This window comes from Paenibacillus sp. CMAA1364, from assembly GCF_054373195.1.
The window spans coordinates 49,843-73,488 of the sequence record NZ_JBITNB010000004.1 but is presented as its reverse complement, the minus strand read 5'-3'; the positions used below and the strand labels follow the sequence as shown (position 1 = coordinate 73,488).

Below are 23,646 nucleotides of genomic sequence, written 5' to 3'. Positions count from 1 at the left end.
GGTGTGCCTGGTTTAGTTGCATAATCTGCATCTAATGTAGCAAGAACGCAAGGAAATTGAGAAATAGTTGCACAAAGTACAGTTAAAATAGCCCTAATCGCACGATTGAGGAACTTCGAGTAATTTAGATGCATGTTTTGCAACTAAAGATTAGATTAGTGGAGTGGTAGCGGATTTAAGTGCGATTTAAGCAACTATTGGTGATGGCGCAGATACTATTGTAAGTATAGTAATTACCACGAACGGAAAGGAGGATATCACTTATGGCGATAAGCGGTGAAGGTAAAGTCAGCTTTGTGATGAAATGTGGCGGGAGTACGCTTGCAGCGTTACCGGATTCCTTTTTTCATGATTTAAGAGAATTGCAGGAGAGTGGCGTACAACCGATCATTGTGCATGGTGGCGGTCCTGCTATTTCAGATAATCTAGCGAAGCTCGGCATTGAGAGTGAATTCGTGAATGGCTTGCGTAAGACGACGGAGGAAGTCCTTGATGTTGTGGAGATGGTACTGTCGGGCAGTATTAATAAGCAAATTGTGCGACGAATTCAGAATGTTGAAGGTCGGGCATGGGGCTTATCGGGTGTGGACGGTTCTCTGATTCAAGCGAAGGCCGTATCCAATAGTAAAGAGGTTGGTTGGGTTGGCGAGGTTACGTATGTTGAAGCTACGCTTATTCAAGGCGTGCAGGAATTAGGTTACATCCCAGTCATTGCACCCATTGGTATAGATAAGACAGGGCAACGGTACAACATTAATGCAGATACAGCAGCAGGTGCAGTCGCATCACATTTGGGTGTAGATCGGATGATTGTTGTAACGGATGTTCCTGGTATTATGCAGACTGTGAACGGACAGAAGGAAGTGTTAGCTTCCGTTACTGTTCAGCAGATCCACGAGATGATTGAGTCGGGTGAAATATACGGTGGAATGATCCCCAAAGTACGTGCAGCAATGGGCTGTATTCATGGGAATGTTCAAGAAGTCATCATTGTAGATGGCAGTGAACCGAAGGTGCTGAGTCGAGTCATGCAAGGTGAGACACTAGGCACTCGTATTGCACGAGGATAACGCAATATCAATAGATCAATCGATTGGAGTGATAATATATTATGGCGAAGTTAGCAGATCAGAACAATTCAGCGACAAGTTCATTGTTTCCCACCTATGCCCGTTATCCCATTAGCTTGGTCAAAGGCCAAGGAAGTTGGTTATGGGATGATAAAGGTAATAAATATTTAGATTTCATGTCTGGATTGGCGGTAACGAACTTAGGCCATGCTCCTGAAAAGGTAAAAGAAAAGCTCAAAAATCAACTCGATGAGTTATGGCATGTATCCAACCTATTTCAGATTCCGAATCAGGAGAAGGCGGCATCCCTTCTAACATCTGTCTCATGTGCGGATGCGGTATTCTTTTGCAATAGTGGGGCAGAGGCAAATGAAGCGGCGATCAAGCTAGCTCGTCGTTATCACCAAAAAGTAAAAGGAACGGAACGCTATGAAGTCATTACATTTAATCAGTCCTTTCATGGTCGAACATTAGCTACGCTGACTGCAACGGGTCAGGATAAGGTGAAGGAAGGCTTTCTACCTCTTCCAGCTGGATTTAAGACGGTACCATTATATGATTTAGACGCGCTAAAGGCAGCAATTACAGAGAACACAGCAGCAATCATGTTAGAGATGGTTCTTGCTGAAGGCGGAGTGATCGTAGCGCAACCGGAGTTCGTAAAGGCAGTAGCGGCTTTATGTAAAGAAGAAGGACTCCTTTTCATTATAGATGAGATTCAGACGGGTATGGGACGTACAGGCAAATGGTTCGCGCACGAACATTATGGCGTTGAACCAGATATTTTCACCGTTGCCAAAGGAATTGCAAGTGGGTTCCCAGCCGGTGCTATGCTAGGTAAAGAGTATTTGCGTGAAGCATTTACGCCAGGTAGTCATGCGACGACATTTGGTGGGACACCACTCGCGACAGCAGCTATTATTGCAACAGTGGAGACGATGATAGAAGATAACATTCCTGAGCGTGCAGCGAAGATGAGTACGTATCTATTCGGTAAATTGAATGAGAAACTTAGCAATCATCCATTTGTCAAAGAAATCCGTGGACTAGGACTACTAGTTGGCATTGAGTGTGTGGAGCCAGTCGCTAGTCTAGTGCAAGAAGGTCAACAACGTGGACTATTATTCGTAAATGCGGGGCCGAACGTGATCCGCTTGCTACCGAACCTTTGTGTGACGGAGCAGGAGATCGATCAAGCGGTAGCCATTGTGGCGGATATCATAGAGGAACATACGAAGGTTAAGACAGTTTAGTTTTAGGTGGGGATGGAATGAGTTCCGTTCTAGCTGTCCTACGCGAACTCCCAGCGGTCCTGAGCTACCATGTAGAAGTTTAAGTTGAGCGCCGTCCCGCGTTCCCTTCGCCATCCTGCCGATAATTAGTTGCAAATCATGCATCTAATTAGAGCGATATGTGTGGTTAGTGCGGAATAGTTGCTTAGAGTGCACTTAAAAGTTGGGTAACGAGGTAAAAAGGGTGTTTACGACAAACTAGATGTACTTTTTGCAACTAAAAGTCTATGCCATCTCAAATAGTTAGTTTTAACTGCAAGTTATGCAACTATTGGCGGTGAACGGTGGAAAGTATGCGCCGGTTAACGGGTGCTCCTGTACTATCTTTCCCAGTGTCCCAGTGCTCCAGCGCTCCGCGCCATCTCTAGCAGATTTACGCCACTTCGCCGATATTTAGTTGCAAATCATGCATCTAATTAGAGCGATATGTGTGGTTAGTGCGGAATAGTTGCTTAGAGTGCACTTAAAAGTTGGGTAACGAGGTAAAAAGGGTGTTTACGACAAACTAGATGTACTTTTTGCAACTAAAAGTCTATACGACCCAGATTAGTTAGTTTTAAGTGCAGGTTATGCAACTATTGGCGATGGCTCTGACAGTAACTGCGGTAGTTATGCAACTATTGGCCAAGACAATCACAACTTAAATAATCATCATTATGAATGGAGGCTAGACGTATGACACAGAATGAACAACAACCCAAGGTGGATTTAAAAGGTCGCGATCTCCTCGAATTAGATGACTATACGACGCAGGAGATACAATATTTAATCGACTTTGCGATTGAGATTAAAGGAAAACACAAGAATGGTGAAGTGTATCAGCCGCTAAAAGGTAAGACGATCGGACTTATTTTTGAGAAATCATCGACTCGTACACGTGTTTCTTTTGAAGTGGGTGCTTTTCAATTGGGTGCGCATGCACTTTTCTTGAGTAAGAATGATATTCAGCTAGGACGTGGGGAGATCATTAGCGATACGGCACAAGTGTTATCTCGTTATCTAGATGGGATGATGATCCGTACGTTTGGACATGAGAATGTCGTTGATCTAGCTCGTTATGCTACGGTACCCGTTATTAATGGACTGAGTGATCTTGCCCATCCATGTCAGGTTCTCGCAGACTATCAGACGATCTATGAGCATAAAGGGAAGCTACAAGGGTTGAAGCTCGCTTATATCGGTGATGGTAACAATATGGCGCACTCTCTGATGATTGGTGGCGCCAAGCTAGGTGTTCATGTATCTATTGCAACGCCTGAAGGATATGAACCAGATGCATCTGTGGTACAGCAATGTCTTGAGATCGCTCGTGAGACAGGGGCACAGATTGTAGTAACTCGTAGTCCGCAAGAAGCAGTTCAAGATGCGGATGTGATCTATACAGATGTATGGGCAAGCATGGGCTTTGAAGAGGAACAGAAATTGCGTGAAGCTGCATTTAAAGACTATCAAGTGAATGAGCAATTAGTTCAAGGTGCGAAGAGTGATTACCTATTCATGCACTGTCTACCTGCGCATCGTGGTGAAGAAGTGAGTGAAGGTGTGATTGATGGCAGCAATTCCGTTGTTTTTGATCAAGCAGAGAATCGTCTTCATGCACAGAAGGCATTGATGGCCGCATTGATGGGTTAGTTGATTCATAGTATGATATGTGGATAGAAGTAAACAGAGGTTAAGGTTCATCTATAGATATTTATTTATATATAAGGAAGGAAGTTATCGTGCATGGCTAAACAAAAGATCGTACTCGCCTATTCTGGAGGATTGGATACATCCATCATTCTGAAGTGGCTTAAGGAAACATATGATGCAGAGATTATTGCTTTCACAGCTGACGTTGGACAAAAGGAAGAGTTAGATGGTCTTGAAGAAAAGGCGTTGGCAACAGGAGCTTCCAAAGTCTATATTGATGACTTACGCGATGAATTCGCTAATGACTTCATCTATCCGATGTTCCAGTCGGGTGCATTGTATGAAGGTCAATATTTGCTGGGAACGAGTATTGCTCGTCCATTAATCGCGAAGCGTATGGTTGATATTGCTCGTGCGGAAGGGGCAACAATGATTGCTCATGGCGCTACAGGTAAAGGGAATGATCAGGTTCGATTCGAACTTGGTGTTGCGGCACTAGCACCTGATATCAAGGTTATCGCGCCTTGGCGTCTTGAAGAATTCCGTAATGATTTCCCGGGACGTGCGGAGATGATCGCTTATGCACAGAAACATGATATCCAAGTGACCGCTTCGGCTGCGAAGTCCTACTCCATGGATCGTAACTTACTACATATTAGTTATGAGAGTGGAGTACTTGAAGATCCTTGGTTCGACCCAAGCGCACCGGAGAACAAGGATATGTTCTTACTTAGTGTATCTCCAGAAGATGCACCGGATGAGTCAGAATACTTGGAACTTGAATTCGAGCAGGGGAACTGCGTAGCACTTAACGGGAACAAGCTTACGCCATTGCAAGTGATGGAACAACTGAACGAGCTAGGTGGTAAGCATGGTATCGGACGTGTGGACATGGTGGAGAATCGTTTCGTTGGAATGAAAAGCCGTGGTGTGTATGAGACGCCAGGTGGGACCATTCTATTCACTGCCCATCGCAAAATGGAGTCCATCACGATGGATCGTGAAGTTATGAACCTACGTGACAGCTTGATCACTCGTTACAGTACACTTGTATATAATGGCTTTTGGTTCGCACCAGAACGCCTAGCCCTGCAAGCTCTTGTCCAAGAGAGCCAGAATAATGTGACCGGTACGGTACGTGTTAAATTGTACAAAGGAAATATTATCGGAGCGGGTGTGAAGAGTCCCGTCAGCCTATACAATCCGGATATTGCTACGATGGAAGCAGATCCATCCCAAGCATATGACCAAGGTGATGCGACGGGGTTCATTAATCTGAATGCTTTGCGTCTGAAAGTAGCCATGGGCGTTGAACAGAGCAAACATAATAAATAAATGATCTACATTTAGCTTGAAGGCAGCAAGTGGCCGTTCCTTGTCCGTGTAGGAGAAGGAGCGGCTTTCGTTGTCAATAGAAGGGAGAATGGGATATGAGTAAATTATGGGGAGGGCGCTTCACGAAGCAGACCAACCATTTAGTAGAGGAGTACACAGCCTCAATAGACTTCGATCAGGTACTAGCAGAAGAAGATATTCAAGGTAGTTTGGCACACGTAACGATGCTTGCCAAATGTGGTATCGTGCCCGAGGAAGATGCACAGACCATCCGTGAAGGATTGAAGAAGGTATTAACGAAGATACGTGCCGGTGAAGTGACATTCTCTGTCTCAGATGAGGATATTCACATGAATATCGAGAAGCATTTACTAGAAGAAGTTGGCCCAGTGGGCGGTAAGTTACATACAGGACGCAGTCGCAACGATCAAGTTGCTACGGACATGCATTTGTATTTACGCAAGCGAGTGGTCGCTCTAACGGGAATGCTACAAGAGGTGCAGGCAGCGCTTATTACTCAAGCTAAGGAGAATCTAGATACGATTGTTCCAGGATATACACACTTGCAAAGAGCACAGCCTATTCTGTTCGCACATCATTTAATGGCGTATGTATCGATGTTTGGACGTGATGCTGAACGTCTAATGGACAGTTACAAGCGCATTAACATTCTGCCACTTGGGGCAGGAGCACTTGCGGGTACGACGTTCCCAATTGATCGTCATTTCGTAGCAGAGCAGCTTGGATTCGATGGGGTGTATGAGAATAGTCTAGATGCCGTAAGTGATCGAGATTTTATCGTTGAATTTCTAGCTAATGCTTCGTTGATCATGACACATCTATCCCGCCTTAGTGAGGAACTTGTATTGTGGAGTAGTACAGAATTTAGTTTCGTTGAGTTGGATGATGCCTTCTGTACAGGTAGTAGCATTATGCCACAGAAGAAAAATCCAGACGTTCCTGAATTAGTCCGCGGTAAGACAGGGCGCGTCTATGGGAATCTGATGGGGCTTCTTACGGTATTGAAGTCACTACCATTGGCATATAACAAGGACATGCAGGAAGACAAGGAAGGCATGTTCGACACGGTTGCCACACTGGAGGGAGCGCTACAATTATTCGCTCCGATGATCGCAACGATGAAAGTGAATAAAGGTCGTATGCGTGAAGCCGTGAATAAAGATTTCTCCAACGCAACGGATATTGCAGATTTCTTAGTAGGCAAAGGATTACCTTTCCGACAAGCGCATGAAGTGATTGGTAAGACCGTGTTGTACTGTATTCAGAACGATAAATACTTGCTCGATTTAACGCTTGCCGAGTTCCAGGAGTTCTCATCCTTATTCGATGAACGTATATACGATGTGTTACAACCTGAGGCGGTTGTGAATGCACGTAACGTATACGGCGGGACAGCAACAGTACAAGTGGCAGCGGCAATTGAACGCAGTGAAGTCAAGCTAGAATCGGACAAACTATGGGTTCTACAACATGACGAATAGTATGACCTTTAAGCTACCGTAAAATAATTAGTTGATTATACGCTTCAAAGAAAAACAAAGGTGATATTTCGTTCGAAACAGAGCGTAATATTGCCTTTGTTTTTATTTGGATACATTGAATTTGCGTGCCTCCGATAGCATTGGAAATGGAAAGGAGAGCCGATAATTTGAATGATCAGATAGGAACTCGCCTTATTCGTGCTGTCATAACTCGTTTCCACTAATCTTTAATCTAATATGGATTCAACATATCTTCAAAAATTCGGACCACTCACACCATCCTCAATAATGGGCTTCTCTTTCGGAACAATCGGTGGATCCATGTTCAACTTTTCCTCAGGATGAATGCCAATGATGCGCTTCTGAGGCTGGTATGTATCCCGTGAGATTCGTTTCCTGTCTTTTATGACGCCATCCACCTTTTTAATCTGGTACGTATCAACGACATAGCCAATGTTTCCTTGCTGTAGCACTTCTTGAGTCCCTAATGGTAATGTGGCATTATTGACGTATTTATTAGCTGGTGTGAGGGTCTCCACAATAATAGACTCAATATCATAATGAATATTTGTAGGAAATGTGCCGAAGAACTTAATTGTAAGTGTCCTTTGATGGACAGCAGCTAGAATGAGTAAATGCTTGCCAGTATTGTTCTTGAATCGAAAGTTTATGGAGCCTGTAGCAAAGGTGGCGTCTTGGCCTTTAGGTAAATAACTTACTGGCAAAGAGTGACTTCTTCTCTCGACGATGTCTAATCCTGTTCGAATTGCTGCATTATACAGTGTGCTAGATACTTGACATATCCCCCCGCCCACACCAGGAACGAGTCTACCATTTATAATGACAGGTGCTTCCCGAAATCCATATTGTTTCTCCGCAAAAGCAATGACCTTCCCGAAATCAAATGTTTCACCTGGACGCAATAGAATGCCATTTGTTGCTTGGGCTGCTGAATTAACATTGTACACTCTTCCTTCCCCACTGGATCCTAATACGGTGGAGAACTCAATGAATTTACGATCAATCCCTTCCTTTTTCAAATCATCCATGCTGATCTTAGGATGTGATATGACTAAGGGTAATTCGTATAAGAAAGGAGCTGTTACATCATCTTCCAATGGGGTAAAATCTTTTGGAATGATAGAAATCATACGATTTGCTATGGCATCCCAGTCCAATCGATAAGAAGTAATTCCGGCTGTATAGACAACTTGGTCACGTGCATTAATTGAACGAATGGCGTTAATGGGCACTCCGAATTGGTCATTCTCCCATGCTTCACTATACGTGTGCTGCATTGCATAGGAAGTCCAGTGCGGTGTAATGACATAACTCCTGTTGAAATTCCATCGATAATAAGCACGCTGAAACATATTTCCTTCTCGTAATTGTATTACTGCGTTACGAAAGTCGTCTGCATCATAATCAACCCCAGACTCACCGAGTGTGGATTTCGCATGTATCACGAATTTAGAAGGATGATTTAAGGTGTAGTTGATGGGTAACTTTTTTAATTGATTCATTTTATTATCAACCTCTTGCAGTGCAACGTGAGAAGACAAGCCTCCCACATCCCAACCCGATACCGTAGTTCCTTTTGGCAATGTATCCTGTTGTGAATATAGATATAGACATCCGATTAGGGTAGTCCCTAAGATGAAGATCATGAATATAATCTTTGAAAAGATATGATTATTTCTCAAGTGGTATCGACCTACTCTCCTCTAAGAATGGATTTACGCACTTATATACTATATGTCCAATAAATGAGATAATTTCGGGTACTCAAAGGGTAACAATTTTGTTACAATATACTATAGTGAGGATTCTTAGTGGTTTTTAAAGGAAATAGATACATGTTGTCGAAATAATATTAAGCTGAATTTGTGAATTGGGAAGTGATATTGTGATTGAAATGCAGGATGTATGGAAGACATATAAGAATGGATCGCATGCTCTACGTGGTGTGTCTGTAAAGATTGATCGTAACGAGTTTGTATATGTTGTGGGTCCTTCAGGGGCAGGTAAATCGACATTTATGAAGCTTATTTATAGAGAAGAAGTTCCAACCAAAGGACAGATTTCCGTAAATGGATTCAATCTAGAGAAATTGAAACAACGCAAGATTCCTTATGTGCGTCGAAATATTGGCGTTATTTTTCAAGATTTCAGATTGCTACCACGCATGACAGCCTATGAGAATGTTGCATTTGCCATGGAAGCTATAGAAATGCCGAAGAAGGTCATCAAGAAGCGTGTTATGGAAGTGCTGGACATGGTTGGATTGAAGAATAAAGCTGGACGTGAACCAGATCAACTCTCGGGTGGAGAACAACAGCGTGTTGCTATAGCTAGAGCAATTGTTAACAATCCATCGGTGATTATTGCGGACGAGCCGACAGGGAATCTTGATCCCGAGACATCATGGGGGATTATGCAACTTCTCGATGAGATTAACTTCCGAGGAACAACCATTGTGATGGCTACGCATAACAAAGATATCGTCAATGGCATGCGTAAGCGTGTTATTGCTATTGAACAGGGCAACATCGTCAGAGACCAAGCGAGAGGGGAATATGGATATGAATTTTAACACCTCCTTGCGCCATCTGCGAGAAGGATGCAAAAGCGTATTCCGTAATGGATGGATGTCCATTGCCTCAATTACTTCTATCGTAGTATCTCTTTTCGTGTTGGGTGTGTTTATCTTATTAGTACTCAATGTGAACCAGCTGGCCGATGATGTAGATAGTAAGGTCCAGATTAGTGCCTATTTGAATCTTGATGTGGATCAGAAGATGCGCGAGAACATCCACACGGAGATTGGTCTCATCCCGGAGGTCAGCAAAGTTTCTTTTATATCAAAAGAACAAGGGCTAAAAGAATTTGCAGAACGTTTAGGGGAAGAAGGTAAGGAACTTCTATCAGGATTTGATGTGGATAACAACCCATTGCCCGATACGTTGGTGGTAGAGGTCGCTGAAGCAACAACGATAGTTGGAGTGGTTGATCAGATCCAAGCATTGAATAATAAACATCCTGAGAAACCAATTATGAAAGTGAAATATGGTGAAGGTGCGGTCGAGAAACTATTCAAGATTACCCGAGCTGTTCGTAATATAGGATTTATATTTGTTGGTGTTCTTGCATTGATGTCGATGTTCTTAATATCCAATACGATTAGAGTGACCATTCTAGCTCGTCGTCGCGAGATTGGTATTATGAAGTTGGTAGGTGCGACGAACAATTTCATTCGCTGGCCTTTTTTCATAGAAGGTGCCCTGATTGGTGCTATAGGTTCCATCGCTACAGTAGGTATGCTGTTCGTGAGTTATAGTCAGTTGGAACAAGCCGTAAGGTCGGACATTTCACTTGGCATTATATTGATTCCATTATCTGAGATATGGTTGTTGATTAGTATTCTAATGCTTATGATTGGAATGTTAATCGGCATATGGGGAAGTACAGTATCCATTCGTAAATTCCTAAAAGTGTAATATTGTAAGCTAACGGACAGGCCTATCGGCTATCGTAGAATATATGAGCATTATAGAATTTAGCTAAAAGGATGGCGAACCTGAATTGAAAAAGATAAATCTTATATTGGTTATTATTTTGGCAGCAACCATGATATTTCAACCTGGCGATACGTATGCGAAGAAGAAAACGGTAAATGATATTGAGAAGGAACTAAAAGTGTTACAGAATCGCGCACAGGAACTTCGAAAGTCTCAAGCTAAAGCGTCGTTCCAGAAGGAAGAAGCTGAACATTATAAGGAAAAGACAACGGAATATTTACATTCTCTCATTAACCAAATTGGAACGGTTACGAATCGTTTAAATGATATTTCTGATCAAATCGTAGCAACGAAGGAAAATTTAATGATAGCTGCAACCGAGATCGATGCTGCGGAGGAACGAATCGCATCGCGTGAAGTAATGTTGGAATCACGTATTCGCTTAATGTATACAGATGGTAACGTTTCTTATCTAGAAGTATTGATGTCTTCAACTAGCTTTAGTGATTTCCTAGCACGGGCAGATTCATTGAAGATGATTGTGGACCAAGATCAGAATTTATTAGTTGAGCATAAGAAGGATAAGGAGATTGTTGTTGAGAAGCAACAGGAGCTAGAATTACAGTATGCCAAGGCAGAAAGTCTCTATTCGGAAATGGAGTCACAGAAAAGTATACTAAGCGAAAAAGAAGCCGAGAAGAAAGTTCTTATCGCACAATATGATAAAGAAATTCAAGAATCAGGTGAGCTGACGGTAGAACAGGAATATAAGCTCGTAGCTCTTGCAAGCGAACGTTCATCATTGTTACAAACTAAGAATAAGTTGGTAGCTGAGGAAGAAGCTAGAGCCAAAGCCGCTAAAGCGGCTGCAGCTAAGCGTGAAGCAGAGAGAAAGAAGAAACAAACATCTTCATCATCATCTTCTTCAAACTCATCCTTTTCTGGAGGGGCAGGTGTTTTGGCAACGCCAGTATCTGGTGCAAGGCTGTCTTCTGGGTTCGGTAAAAGAACGCATCCTGTAACAGGAGCTATTGGTAAGATGCATAATGGCGTAGACTTTGCAGTGCCACAGGGGACGACAGTTCGATCTGCAGAATCAGGAACGATTATACTCGCTGAATGGTATAGTGGATATGGCTACGCTGTAATTGTAGATCACGGTGGCGGCATGTGGACGTTATATGCACATCTTCGCAAAGGAGGCATCTCTGTGAATGTGGGAGATCGGGTCAGTCGTGGACAGAAGATTGCCGAATCTGGCAACACAGGGCTTAGTACTGGACCCCATCTACACTTTGAAGTGCGTCTGAACGGAAGCGTTGTAGATCCAATGCCGTATCTCTAAATTGGAAATGATGATAATCTGTTATAAATAATCCTGCCCTTTCAGACATATACTAATTCAAGTATAATGAGACCATGAATAGAATTGGACTGATATGAAGAAGGCGGTGAACTCAACTTTGTTAAAGAAACGCACGGCGATACTTATGATGGTAATCGGTCTGATAAGTGGTAGTTTATTGACGATTTTCCTTAGTAATTCAGGTAGCAGTTTTGCTGGACAGGCTGCAAGTGGTGAAGGTCTTCTTGCTAGCATTACAAGTGGAGGTCTGAAGTCCTCAGAGAATCGTAAGATTGGGGCAGCTCTTGATCTCATTGAAGGTAATTATTATAAGGATGTTGATCGTAGTATGTTGGTAGATGGTGCGATTAATGGGATGATGCAAGCATTATCAGATCCTTATTCTACGTATATGGGCCAAGAAACAGCGCAACAATTCGAAGAGTCTATTGAAGGTTCTTTCAGTGGAATAGGTGCGGAAGTCTCATTGGTTAACGGAAATGTAACTGTAGTGTCTCCCATCAAAGGAGCACCTGCAGAGAAGGCGGGTATTCGAGCAAAAGATATTCTGTTATCTGTGAATGGTGAATCCATAGCAGGCCTTGAGTTGAATGTCGCTGTCAGTAAGATTAGAGGCGTAAAAGGATCAACAGCTACAATAAAAGTGAAACGTGAAGGTGTATCCGATCCCATTGAATATGCTATTGTCCGCGATGATGTTGCTTTAGAAACGGTTCATGCTCGGATGATAGATAACGGAATTGGTGTAATTGAGATTTCACAATTCTCATTAAATACAGCTGAACGATTTAAGAAGGAATTAGCTAATCTGGAGCAAAAAGGCATGAAGGGACTTGTGATTGATGTTCGTAATAATCCCGGTGGTGTACTTTCGGTCGTTATCGATATATCACAACAATTCGTACCTAAAGGTGAAATGATAGTTCAAGTGGAGAACAAGAACGGAAAGCGTGAGAAGAGCTTTTCTAAAGGTTCAAGCAAATCCTACCCGGTCACACTATTAATGAACAAGGGAAGTGCAAGTGCGTCGGAGATCTTAGCAGGTGCGCTTCAACAATCCGCTGGTGTCATATTAGTGGGTGACAACTCCTTTGGTAAAGGAACTGTACAAACAAGCTTCGATAAGCAATTGGGTGATGGTAGCTTGCTCAAGATTACGATTGCCAAATGGCTTACACCGAACGGCACTTGGATTCATGAGAAAGGAATTAAACCAGATATTGCCGCATCCCAACCTGCTTACTTCTCTGTTGCACCCATTAACAAAGAGAAAACGCTGAAGTACAACATGAATAGTGAAGATGTGAAGAGTGCACAGATCATGTTGAACGGACTGGGATTAACAACAGGTCGTACAGATGGATACTTCGATCAAGGTACTCAAAAAGCTGTGAAGAGCTTCCAGACGAGTCAAAAGTTAAAGGCCGATGGCGTGATCGATGCCAAGACAGCTGGCGCACTAGAATTGATGCTGATCAAGCATATCCAAGATCCTGTGAATGATGCACAATTGAAACAGGGTATTGCAGAGTTACAGAAGGAAATAAAGGCAATGGCGTCGAACAAGTAAGAAGGCTGCACGTAGCCTTCTTTTTTTCTTATGTAGGTACGAAAAGGCCTTATTGATACAGTAAGAACTTCGCTTGATTTGAAATGTGAAGGTTTTAAAATGCGATTATCTTCAATTGGAGTTGGAATGACAACAGTCGCAATGTAGGATGTAATGTTTCTGTAGGATTGTGAAGGAGAGTGACTAGGCTTTGGATGTGGCATTAGAATTGTTGTGGAATTTGACGGATGGGCTAGTACAACTGTTTACTCAACCTTTTTATTATATTTCAATCGTGTTTATACTATTGTTCTATCGGCAACAAATGCTTATGGAACGTAAATTATTCCATGTGCGATTACATAGTTGGACACTACAAGCTTGGCGAACATTAGTGAGTGGTGTGGTTGCTGGAATATGTATATCGATTGTGATGGCTTTGTTAGGTATATCATTAACTGCAGAAGCTATCATTTGCATTTGGGTTGTAACACTAGGGTTGTTACTGTTAGGTATTCGATATTTGTGTTTGGCATACGCTATAGGTGTGTTAGGAGTCGTACAATTTATTATGGGCTTCTTCCCAAATTGGCAACCTGATTCTTATCTAGGAACGGCAACGCAAGCTGTGAGAGGGTTGGATATACCAGCTTTAGTCATGTTGGTAGGGCTTCTTCATATTGTTGAAGCTTTTCTAATCAAGAATCAAAGCGCTTCACTTGCTATGCCGTTGTTATTAGAGAGCAAACGAGGTAAGTTGGTGGGCGGATATCAAATGCAGGCCTTCTGGCCGTTGCCATTAATGTTATTGATTCCTATTCATACTGCGGGCAGTATCTTACCATGGACCCCCATATTAGGTGGGGACGGTTGGATGAACGGATTCAGTATATTAGCATTACCAGTCATTATAGGATTTAGCGAGATGACACAAAGTGTGTTACCTCAACAAAAGGCAAAGCGTACTTTTACAAGACTTTTATGGTTCAGTGTCATTCTTATTATCACTGGAAGCCTCGCACTCTGGTGGAGTCCCTTGATGATTGTGGCTGCACTTGCTAGTATCTTACTTCATAGAGGCTTAGAATGGGTCAGTGCATTCGAGGAACAACAACGCAATTCTCTGTTCGTTCACCCTTCGCAAGGATTACGAGTGCTTGCGATTGTGCCTAATAGCCCTGCTCAGGAGCTAGGTATTATTCCAGGTGAAACGCTACTCAGGGTGAATGGTGTCATGGTGCATAGCGTGGAACAACTTCATAGCTCTCTGCGCATGAATGCAGCCTTTTGTAAATTAGAAGTGCAGAACTTGTCCGGTGAGAGTAAATATCTGCAACGTCCGATGTATGCAGGAGACCATCACCAATTAGGTGTTATCTTGTCTCCCGAACAATCTATTACCCATGTAGCCAGTTGGAGATTTGCAAGCATCTATCAAATTATCGGTATGAAGCTAAATACGCTGACACGTTCGAGAGTACGTCGAGATAGCCTTGAATTAGAAGCTTCATCCCCAGCAGCAGCTCTAGCTGTAGCTGAGGTGGCAGCGACATCAGATACGAAGATGGATGATGACGAAGATGATGATGTCGTGATTAAATACCCGTGGGATCGTTGAGTAGAAGAATGAGATATGCGAACAGAAATGATCGGATCTATAGGCTAATTAGTATGCTTGGTTAATATTGATGATGATGGTGATGTTGATAGTATCGATCATATGCACAAAGGGGACCCAAGTAGATGTGGGTTCTTCTTCTTGTCTTTGATGTTAGTTGTAATATACCTATAGAAAAAAGGATAAAACAAGCATATATAAGACCAAAAGTTACACCACGCAAGCTATGTCGTGGAAATCAGACCCCCAACCCAACCCAACCCAACCCAACCTAGGTGTACTATGGCAGAATAGCTGCATTTTGTGTATCTAATCAAGTGCAAAGAGAAGGATAAAGTGAAATAGTTGCTCAGAAGACATTTAAAATTAGCGAAATAATGAATACGGGGTTCTAAGGAGTAATTAAATGTTATTTGAGCAACTAATGTTAGATTAAATGTAAATGTGGTGGATTTAGTGATCTATTATGCAACTAAAGTTGGTTATATGAAATCCCAAGTATTACGTTGCAGTTCATAACGATGAATTCTCATCCCGCTGCCTGACGGAATCGGATGGAGCCAACCTTTGGCACATAGAGATTGAAGCAGTCGGATAGCTGTTCGATAGCTAATGCTGAAATGTTGGGCAACTCTTTTGGGGCTAAGTGGTTGAGTCTGGGATAGCGCCAAGCGTATGACTTCATTCTCGGATATGGTAGCAAGGTTAGTAGGTTGCTCAAGTACCAAATAACGGTTTAATAACATTTGAATTAAGTCTCTACACACTTCTGGGCGCTCAGAGACATCATCATATGCGAACGAAATAACCCGGTAACCGGTAGATTGAAGAAAAAGTTCGCGATTCAGCTCATCGCAGTACTTTTGACGATTCATATCACGTACATGGGGACCGTACCCTTTAATTTCAATTATGAACTTTAAATGACCTTTCAAGAAGGCGAAATCACCGAAATATGAACGTCCACGCCAATCCGCCACCTCAAATTCAGGATGTAATCCATCAAAGTTACCATAGAGAGGCCACCAAACATTTTTAAGAAATAGGATTTCTCCATGACTGTGACCACGTTCAAGACGGCCTTTTCTCTCTCCTGTACGTAGACTTAAATGTTGTTGAACAAATGTTTGATGTTTTTCCTCGAAATTACTCATCTAATGCAACTCCTTAGTTTAATGGATAAGCTGGAACTTGTATTCCACACACTCCTTTGCGCACGCAAAAAAGCCCCACTCATCAGATTTGATGGTAGGACGTACTTCGTCACTAAAATAATAGATAGGCTGATTATATCAATATATTTCCAAATAATCTAGAGCATTTATATAAGTGTGTAACTGGAATACTTAGTTAAGTGGGTACGACTTACCCCACATATTCTCGCATACTTCGTTTACTCATAGCTATCCGAATAGTTGCATAAAGTGTAGTTAATTTGGGTGAAATAATCAGAAGGGGACAATTAGTTGCTCAAACAACAGTTAAAAGCAGAGTGATGATGAAAAGTGTTGGTTTAGAGTAAATTAGATGTTGTTATTGCAACTAAAGTTAGATGACTGGTAAATATGGTGTGTTTAGATGACATCTATGCAACTAAAGTAGAGCCGGAACAGCATATGTAACAACTGGCTGCGACTAACATTTATCTAACGACTGCACATACAAGGATACAACTCCTCACCTACACATTCATCTTCCCATAGCAATGCCAACCCTTGTGAATAAGTCCAATAAAAAGACAGCCACACTGTGGCTGCCCCAACATCCCTTATTTACTCCTGCAACTGACGCAGAACGATCAACTCCACGCGTCGATTACTCTGACGGCCCAGCTGCGTTGCATTATCCGCAATTGGACGGGTGTCGGCATAACCTGCATATTGAAATCCATTGGCAGGTAACTTCTCTTTTTCAAGGAAGAATCTGAGGATAGACAAGCTACGTGCGCCAGAGAGTTCCCAATTATCTTGATATTGTGATGCATATTTAATAGGGAAGTTGTCGGTGTGTCCTTCAATGCTAACAATCGTATCTATATTTCGAAAAAGACTACCAAGCTTAGATAACGCTGGGGTTGATGCTGTTTTGAGATCTGCTTTACCTGTATCGAATACGAACTGGTCGCTCAGGGTAATGGAGATCCCTTGGGGCTTATCTGCCACGAAAATCTGATCCTGAAGATTATTATCAGAGACGTAATTGGATATAATCGACATTAAGCCTTTTAGTTCTTGTTCCTGTGCGATAAAAGCTAACTCACGTTCAGACAAGGGTTGAGTTCCTTGCTCTACAGATGGCTCCGTTGTTGTTCCATCCGTAGCACCTTGCGTAGCTTGTCCTTCTGTTGTTGTAGAGTCTGGATTCTTATGTTTATATTGATCAGCGCTACCTGTTAATCCCGAACCTTGTTCTAGAATGGAATCACCTGATTGAAAAGAAAGATGAAGGGATTGCGTAACGCCTTCATACTTGCTCTCATCGAGAGAACTCATCGCATACATCATAATGAAAAATATCAGTAATAATGTAATTAAATCGGCGTATGTAATGAGCCAACGATCACGACTACTATGTTCGGCATTATTTTGCCGGAACGTTGTTCGTCTACGAAGTTGCCTCATTCAAATCCCCCCTTTGGAAAGGTAGGTGAACGGAAGTAATCCTCGGGTTCAAGGGAACTGATCTTTTTGCGAACAATTTGGGGATGATCCCCGTCACGGATAGCGAGAATGCCTTGAAGTAGAAGTTCCATATTATGAATCTCATCCGCGCTTAGCGATTTAATCTTGGAAGCAATGGGTAAAAATATAAGATTAGCACTAGCAACTCCGTACAATGTAGCAATAAAGGCGATCGCAATCGAAGGGCCCAATTGTGTTGGATCTGACAGATTGCTTAGCACATGGATTAGACCCATGACGGTTCCTACAATCCCCATAGTCGGCGCATAGCCACCAGCGGATTCGAATATTTTGGCGAAGCTTTGATGCTTCAATTCAACACGATCCATTTCGATTTCTAGAATTTGTTGAACGAGTGCAGAGTCATTACCGTCCACAACCATCTGTATTCCTTCGCGAAGGAATGAATTGGGATGATCTTGTGATTTCAACTCTAGTGCAAGTACACCGTTTCGTCGAGATATGGTTGCTAGATCAACTAAGTCTTCTACCATTTGCTCCATATCCGTGTCTGTTCTTACAAAAGCATAGCGAATAGCAGCAGGAATTAACTTGAGCTTGCTTGACGGGAAACTAATCACAACGGCAGCAAACGTGCCGCCAAATACAATCACAGCAGCAGTGAGATGGAATAGACCTGTTAATTGGCCACCTTCCCATAGAAAGCCTCCAATGAGTGCAAGAAGGCCGGCTAGAACACCTAATATTGTAATGATATCCATGAGTACGTACCACTCCGATCTTATAGTTAGGGTTTGCATAGCTTATCTGATCCGAGTATAATAAATGGGAACAAATATTCTTATTACAATAATCTCTGATAATCTATTTATCGGGAATTCTCGACATATACTTTACTATTTTAGATGATAAGGGTGGTTTAGAGCAATGAGCGATATTGTAATCAGTAACAAGCCGTTTGAGCTTATATCTGAATATACCCCACAAGGTGATCAACCAACCGCAATTAAGCAATTAGTAGAAGGGATTAATAGTGGTGCAAGAGAGCAGACACTGCTTGGTGCAACAGGTACAGGTAAGACATTTACGATTGCTCAAGTGATCAATGCTGTGAATCGACCGACACTGGTCATTGCGCACAATAAGACACTGGCAGCACAACTATCCGCAGAGTTCAAAGAATTCTTTCCGCACAATTCCGTCGATTATTTCGTGAGTTATTACGATTACTTTCAACCAGAAGCCTATATCCCATCTACAGATACTTATATTGAAAAAGACTCAAGTGTGAATGAAGAGATTGATAAGTTACGTCACTCTGCTACGAGTTCATTGTTTGAACGACGTGATGTCATTATTGTAGCGAGTGTTTCTTGTATCTATGGTCTGGGATCTCCACAGGAGTATTCTGATTTACTACTCTCATTACGAGTAGGGATGGAGAAGTCGCGTAACGACATTCTGAGTCGGCTTGTAGATATTCAATACCAGCGTAATGATCTGAATTTTGTGCGTGGAACATTTCGAGTGCGTGGCGATGTGGTAGAGATATTTCCTGCTTCCAACGGAGAGCATGCCATTCGTGTTGAAATGTTCGGCGATGAGATTGAGAAGATTACAGAGATTGATGTATTAACGGGTGAAGTGGTAGGTACTCGTGAGCATATTGCTATCTTCCCAGCATCTCACTTCGTTACTAAGGAAGAGACCATGAAGTTGGCATTGGTTAATATAGAGCGAGAACTGGAAGAACGACTGGTCGTGCTGAAAGAGCAAGGGAAGTTATTGGAAGCTCAACGGTTGGAGCAACGTACCAGATATGATATTGAGATGATGAATGAGGTCGGATTCTGTTCGGGGATTGAGAACTATTCAGGACCGTTAACGTTCCGTGAACCTGGAGCTACGCCTTATACACTAATGGATTATTTCCCCAAAGATATGTTAGTCGTTGTCGATGAATCCCACGTGACGTTACCACAGATTCGAGGGATGTATAATGGGGATAGAGCGCGGAAGACGATGTTGGTAGATCATGGATTTAGGCTTCCTTCGGCACTAGATAATCGACCTTTGAGGTTCGAAGAATTCGAAGAGAAGGTGAATCAGATTGTGTATGTATCGGCCACGCCAGGGCCCCTTGAGTTGGAGCGTTGTAGTACGATGGTGCAGCAGGTTATTCGCCCAACGGGTCTGTTGGATCCCATTATTGAGGTTCGACCAACCAAAGGGCAGATTGATAACCTAATTGAAGAGATTCATCTGAGAATTGAACGTGATGAAAGAGTGCTTGTAACAACCCTTACGAAGAAGATGTCAGAGGATCTGACGGACTATTTGAAGGAGATTGGGATCAAAGTAAGATATTTGCATTCGGATATCAAGACGTTAGAGCGCCTGGCTATTCTTCGCGATCTGCGTCTGGGTGTATTCCATGTATTAATAGGTATTAACTTATTACGAGAAGGGCTTGACCTTCCAGAAGTATCCCTAGTCGCTATTCTAGATGCAGATAAGGAAGGGTTCCTACGCTCTGAGCGTTCCTTGATTCAGACGAGTGGGCGGGCTGCTCGTAACTCGGAAGGGTATGTCATTATGTACGCTGATAAAATAACGGATTCCATGAACAAAGCGATCGAAGAAACCTCCCGTCGACGCACGATTCAGATCGCTTATAATGAAGAGCATGGGATTACCCCTCAGACGATTCGCAAGAAAGTACGTGATATTATAGAAGCTACGAAAGTGGCTGAATCGAAGTCAGACTATTTGACAGGGGATCTGTCTAAGATTACGAAGAAAGACCGTCAGACGGTCATACAACGCCTAGAACAAGAGATGAAGGAAGCGGCGAAGAACTTGCAATTCGAAAGAGCCGCCGAGCTTCGTGATGCATTGTTAGAATTAAGAGCAGATTAAACGATAATGCTAGACATGAAGGGGATGAGGAAATTCCATGGCAATTGATAATATCATTATTAAAGGTGCGAGAGCACATAATCTGAAAAATATAGATATCACCATTCCGCGAGATCGTTTTGTTGTATTAACCGGTCTTAGTGGTTCGGGTAAATCTTCGCTTGCGTTCGATACGATATATGCCGAGGGTCAACGACGGTATGTCGAGTCCCTCTCCGCATATGCTCGTCAATTCTTAGGTCAGATGGAGAAGCCTGATGTCGATTCCATTGAAGGGTTGTCACCAGCCATTTCCATTGATCAAAAGACAACCAGTCGAAATCCACGTTCAACCGTTGGGACGGTTACGGAGATCTATGACTATTTGAGATTACTATTCGCGCGTGTAGGTCATCCGCATTGCCCAACACATGGTGTGGAGATTACATCTCAAACGGTAGAACAGATGGTTGACCGTATTATGCAATATCCAGAGAAGACAAAGATACAGTTACTTGCACCTGTCATATCTGGACGAAAAGGTGAGCACAAGACCATCTTCTCCGATATTAGTAAACAAGGATTCGTACGTGTTCGAGTAGATGGTGAACTTCGTGAACTATCCGAAGATATTGAACTGGAGAAGAATAAGAAACATACAATCGAAGTCGTTGTGGATCGCATAGTGATCAAAGAGGATATAGAGTCACGATTGGCAGATTCGATTGAGACCGCACTGAAGATTTCTGATGGTCAGCTATTGGTTGATGTGATGGAACAGGAAGAACTGAGATTCAGTTCTAACTTCGCATGTCCAATATGTGGATTCAGTATGGATGAATTATCACCACGTATGTTCTCGTTCAACAGTCCCTTTGGCGCATGTACATCATGTGATGGACTGGGTGTGAAGATGATCGTCGATCAAGAACTGCTTCTTCCTGACATGAGCAAGTCGATTGAGGATGGCGCATTTCTAGCTTGGACGGGAAGCACATCGAACTATTACCCACAGTTTCTGAAATCGGTATGTGAACATTTCGAGATTGCACAGAATGTTCCAGTTAGTGAGTTAACATCAGATCAAATGAATAAGTTACTTCACGGAACAGGTGGAGAGAAAATTCGTTTCAAATACGAGAATGATTTCGGTCAACGTAAAGAAGCGCTGGTCGTTTTTGAAGGAGTTATCCCTAATCTAGAACGTCGTTATCGTGAGACAGCTTCAGATGGTATCCGCGAATTTATTGAAGGATTCATGAGTGCAAAGCCTTGTGAGGTATGTAAGGGGCATCGACTGAAGAAGGAAGTCTTAGCTGTGACGGTAGACAATCACAATATTGCTGATGTCACTAGTCTTTCGATAGGTGATGCGATGAACCTGTTTCATAGCCTGGTGTTGAGCGAAAAGGAAACAGCCATAGCGAATATGATCTTGAAGGAGATTAATAGTAGACTAGGCTTCTTGATCAATGTAGGACTGGATTATTTATCATTAAGTCGTGCAGCGGGAACGCTATCGGGCGGTGAAGCACAACGTATTCGACTGGCCACACAGATTGGATCAAGCTTAATGGGTGTTCTCTATATTCTGGACGAGCCAAGCATTGGTCTACATCAACGGGATAATGATCGATTAATTGCTACACTTGGACATATGCGTGATCTAGGGAATACACTTATTGTCGTTGAGCATGATGAAGATACGATGATGGCTGCGGACTATATCATAGATATTGGACCTGGAGCAGGTATTCATGGAGGTCAAGTCATTGCCCAAGGAACGCCGCAAGAAGTTATGAATAATCCCAACTCATTAACAGGGCAGTATCTGAGCGGTCGTAAGTTCATTCCTGTGAATACGAAGCGTAGGAAGCCAAATGATCGTTGGATCGAGATTAAGGGTGCCAAAGAGAATAACCTTAAGAATGTTAATGTGAAAATTCCATTGGGTGTATTCACCGCAGTAACGGGTGTATCGGGATCGGGTAAATCTACACTTATTAATGAGATTCTATATAAAAAATTAGCTCGTGAGTTGAACGGTGCGATGAAGGTGCGTCCAGGTAAGCATAAAGAGATCAATGGATTAGAGCATTTGGATAAAGTCATTGATATTGATCAATCACCTATTGGTAGAACGCCACGATCTAACCCAGCAACGTACACTGGTGTATTCGATGACATCCGTGACATTTATGCACAGACGAATGAAGCGAAGATTCGAGGTTATAAAAAGGGACGATTTAGCTTTAACGTAAAAGGTGGCCGCTGTGAAGCTTGTCGTGGAGACGGCATCATTAAGATTGAGATGCATTTCTTACCTGATATCTACGTCCCTTGTGAAATATGCAAAGGCAAACGCTATAATCGTGAAACGTTAGAAGTGAAATATAAGAACAGAAATATTGCAGAAGTGTTAGAGATGACGATTGAAGATGCGACTGAATTCTTCAAGAACGTTCCTCGTATTCATCGTAAATTGCAGACCTTACTTGATGTAGGACTTGGGTATGTGCATATGGGACAGCCTGCAACAACACTGTCTGGTGGTGAAGCGCAACGCGTGAAGTTAGCCTCTGAACTATACCGACGTAGTACGGGCAAGACGATGTACATTCTAGACGAGCCGACAACTGGACTGCACGTAGACGATATTGGGCGATTGCTGACTGTTCTCCATCGCTTAGTCGATTCAGGAGAGACTGTTCTTGTCATTGAACATAATCTAGATGTGATCAAGACAGCAGATTATGTCATAGATCTTGGTCCAGAAGGCGGTAGTGGTGGAGGTACGATCTTAACAACAGGGACACCAGAACAAATTGTGAAGGTGGAGAAGTCATACACCGGCCAATATTTGAAGCCTGTCCTTGAACGGGATACCGAGCGCAGTAAGGAATTATTAGTACAAAGTTAGTCTGAAGTATTTGATTAGTTAGGTAATAGACGGATTCCATGGACCAGCTCTAGTAGCTGGTCTTTGTTGTGTGTTGGGATGATTGGCGTGATAGAGCTAGAAGGGCAGGTGAAGAACTCGCCGTTCTCCACAAGCAGAGCACACCAGAATATACCACACCCGTCCCCCAGAATACATCACACCCGCACCCCAGAATACACCACATCCGCACCCCAGCCGAATAGTTGCATAAAGTGCAGTTAATTTTAGCTAAATGGTGGGAAAGGCAGAATTAGTTGCACAAACAACAGTTAATAGTGGCGCA

General features: G+C 42.7%; 16 protein-coding genes. 12 read left to right on the top strand and 4 right to left on the bottom strand.

Going from position 1 to position 23,646, the window contains the following annotated elements:
• The first annotated feature begins 263 nt into the window (after positions 1-263).
• The 5 genes from argB to argH all read left to right on the top strand — a co-directional run bounded on the left by argB (position 264) and on the right by argH (position 6,831).
• Positions 264-1,070: an acetylglutamate kinase gene (argB, locus tag ACH8E3_RS04865; protein ID WP_458631488.1), complete on the top strand. Its 807-nt coding sequence runs from the start codon at positions 264-266 to the stop codon at positions 1,068-1,070.
• Between the two features lie 41 nt (positions 1,071-1,111).
• Positions 1,112-2,323: an acetylornithine transaminase gene (locus ACH8E3_RS04860; protein ID WP_458631487.1), complete on the top strand. Its 1,212-nt coding sequence runs from the start codon at positions 1,112-1,114 to the stop codon at positions 2,321-2,323.
• Positions 2,324-3,037: 714 nt separating this feature from the next.
• Positions 3,038-3,994 (top strand): ornithine carbamoyltransferase, encoded by a 957-nt coding sequence (gene argF / locus ACH8E3_RS04855; RefSeq protein WP_458631486.1) that lies wholly within the window; start codon positions 3,038-3,040, stop codon positions 3,992-3,994.
• Positions 3,995-4,087: 93 nt separating this feature from the next.
• Positions 4,088-5,329 (top strand): argininosuccinate synthase, encoded by a 1,242-nt coding sequence (locus ACH8E3_RS04850; RefSeq protein WP_458631485.1) that lies wholly within the window; start codon positions 4,088-4,090, stop codon positions 5,327-5,329.
• A 95-nt stretch (positions 5,330-5,424) separates the two neighbouring features.
• Positions 5,425-6,831, top strand: a complete 1,407-nt coding sequence (gene argH / locus ACH8E3_RS04845) for an argininosuccinate lyase (protein ID WP_458631484.1) — start codon at positions 5,425-5,427, stop codon at positions 6,829-6,831.
• 254 nt (positions 6,832-7,085) lie between these two features.
• Here argH and ACH8E3_RS04840 read toward each other — a convergent pair whose 3' ends face one another.
• Positions 7,086-8,534, bottom strand: coding sequence for a VanW family protein (locus ACH8E3_RS04840; RefSeq protein WP_458631483.1), 1,449 nt, complete (start codon positions 8,532-8,534; stop codon positions 7,086-7,088).
• A 203-nt stretch (positions 8,535-8,737) separates the two neighbouring features.
• On the opposite strand from ACH8E3_RS04840, the gene ftsE reads away from it, so the two are divergent.
• The 5 genes from ftsE to ACH8E3_RS04815 all read left to right on the top strand — a co-directional run bounded on the left by ftsE (position 8,738) and on the right by ACH8E3_RS04815 (position 14,882).
• Positions 8,738-9,424: a cell division ATP-binding protein FtsE gene (gene ftsE, locus ACH8E3_RS04835; RefSeq protein WP_458631482.1), complete on the top strand. Its 687-nt coding sequence runs from the start codon at positions 8,738-8,740 to the stop codon at positions 9,422-9,424.
• Entirely contained in the window at positions 9,414-10,328 is a 915-nt protein-coding gene (gene ftsX / locus ACH8E3_RS04830) for a permease-like cell division protein FtsX (RefSeq protein ID WP_458631481.1), read from the top strand. Before ftsE ends, ftsX begins: the two co-directional genes overlap by 11 nt.
• A gap of 85 nt (positions 10,329-10,413) precedes the next feature.
• Positions 10,414-11,694 (top strand): murein hydrolase activator EnvC family protein, encoded by a 1,281-nt coding sequence (locus ACH8E3_RS04825; protein WP_458631480.1) that lies wholly within the window; start codon positions 10,414-10,416, stop codon positions 11,692-11,694.
• A 118-nt stretch (positions 11,695-11,812) separates the two neighbouring features.
• Positions 11,813-13,285, top strand: coding sequence for a S41 family peptidase (locus ACH8E3_RS04820; RefSeq protein ID WP_458631479.1), 1,473 nt, complete (start codon positions 11,813-11,815; stop codon positions 13,283-13,285).
• Between the two features lie 904 nt (positions 13,286-14,189).
• Positions 14,190-14,882 carry a PDZ domain-containing protein gene (locus ACH8E3_RS04815; RefSeq protein WP_458631478.1) on the top strand — a complete coding sequence of 231 codons (693 nt, stop codon included), beginning with the start codon at positions 14,190-14,192 and terminating at the stop codon, positions 14,880-14,882.
• A gap of 482 nt (positions 14,883-15,364) precedes the next feature.
• Here ACH8E3_RS04815 and ACH8E3_RS04810 read toward each other — a convergent pair whose 3' ends face one another.
• The 3 genes from ACH8E3_RS04810 to ACH8E3_RS04800 form a co-directional block, all read right to left on the bottom strand.
• A complete protein-coding gene (locus ACH8E3_RS04810; protein WP_458631477.1) occupies positions 15,365-16,036 on the bottom strand; it encodes a DUF559 domain-containing protein in 672 nt (223 codons plus the stop codon).
• Between the two features lie 618 nt (positions 16,037-16,654).
• Positions 16,655-17,503 carry a flagellar motor protein MotB gene (locus ACH8E3_RS04805; RefSeq protein ID WP_458631476.1) on the bottom strand — a complete coding sequence of 283 codons (849 nt, stop codon included), beginning with the start codon at positions 17,501-17,503 and terminating at the stop codon, positions 16,655-16,657.
• Positions 17,500-18,285, bottom strand: coding sequence for a flagellar motor protein (locus ACH8E3_RS04800; RefSeq protein ID WP_458631475.1), 786 nt, complete (start codon positions 18,283-18,285; stop codon positions 17,500-17,502). The genes ACH8E3_RS04805 and ACH8E3_RS04800 overlap by 4 nt, the downstream gene beginning before the upstream one ends.
• Positions 18,286-18,451: 166 nt before the next feature.
• Here ACH8E3_RS04800 and uvrB point away from each other — a divergent pair, with 166 nt between their 5' ends.
• Together uvrB and uvrA are read left to right on the top strand one after the other, a co-directional pair.
• Positions 18,452-20,443, top strand: a complete 1,992-nt coding sequence (gene uvrB / locus ACH8E3_RS04795) for an excinuclease ABC subunit UvrB (RefSeq protein WP_458631474.1) — start codon at positions 18,452-18,454, stop codon at positions 20,441-20,443.
• Positions 20,444-20,480: 37 nt separating this feature from the next.
• Complete coding sequence (uvrA, locus tag ACH8E3_RS04790; RefSeq protein WP_458631473.1) at positions 20,481-23,342, top strand: excinuclease ABC subunit UvrA; 2,862 nt, start codon at positions 20,481-20,483, stop codon at positions 23,340-23,342.
• Positions 23,343-23,646: the final 304 nt, after the last annotated feature.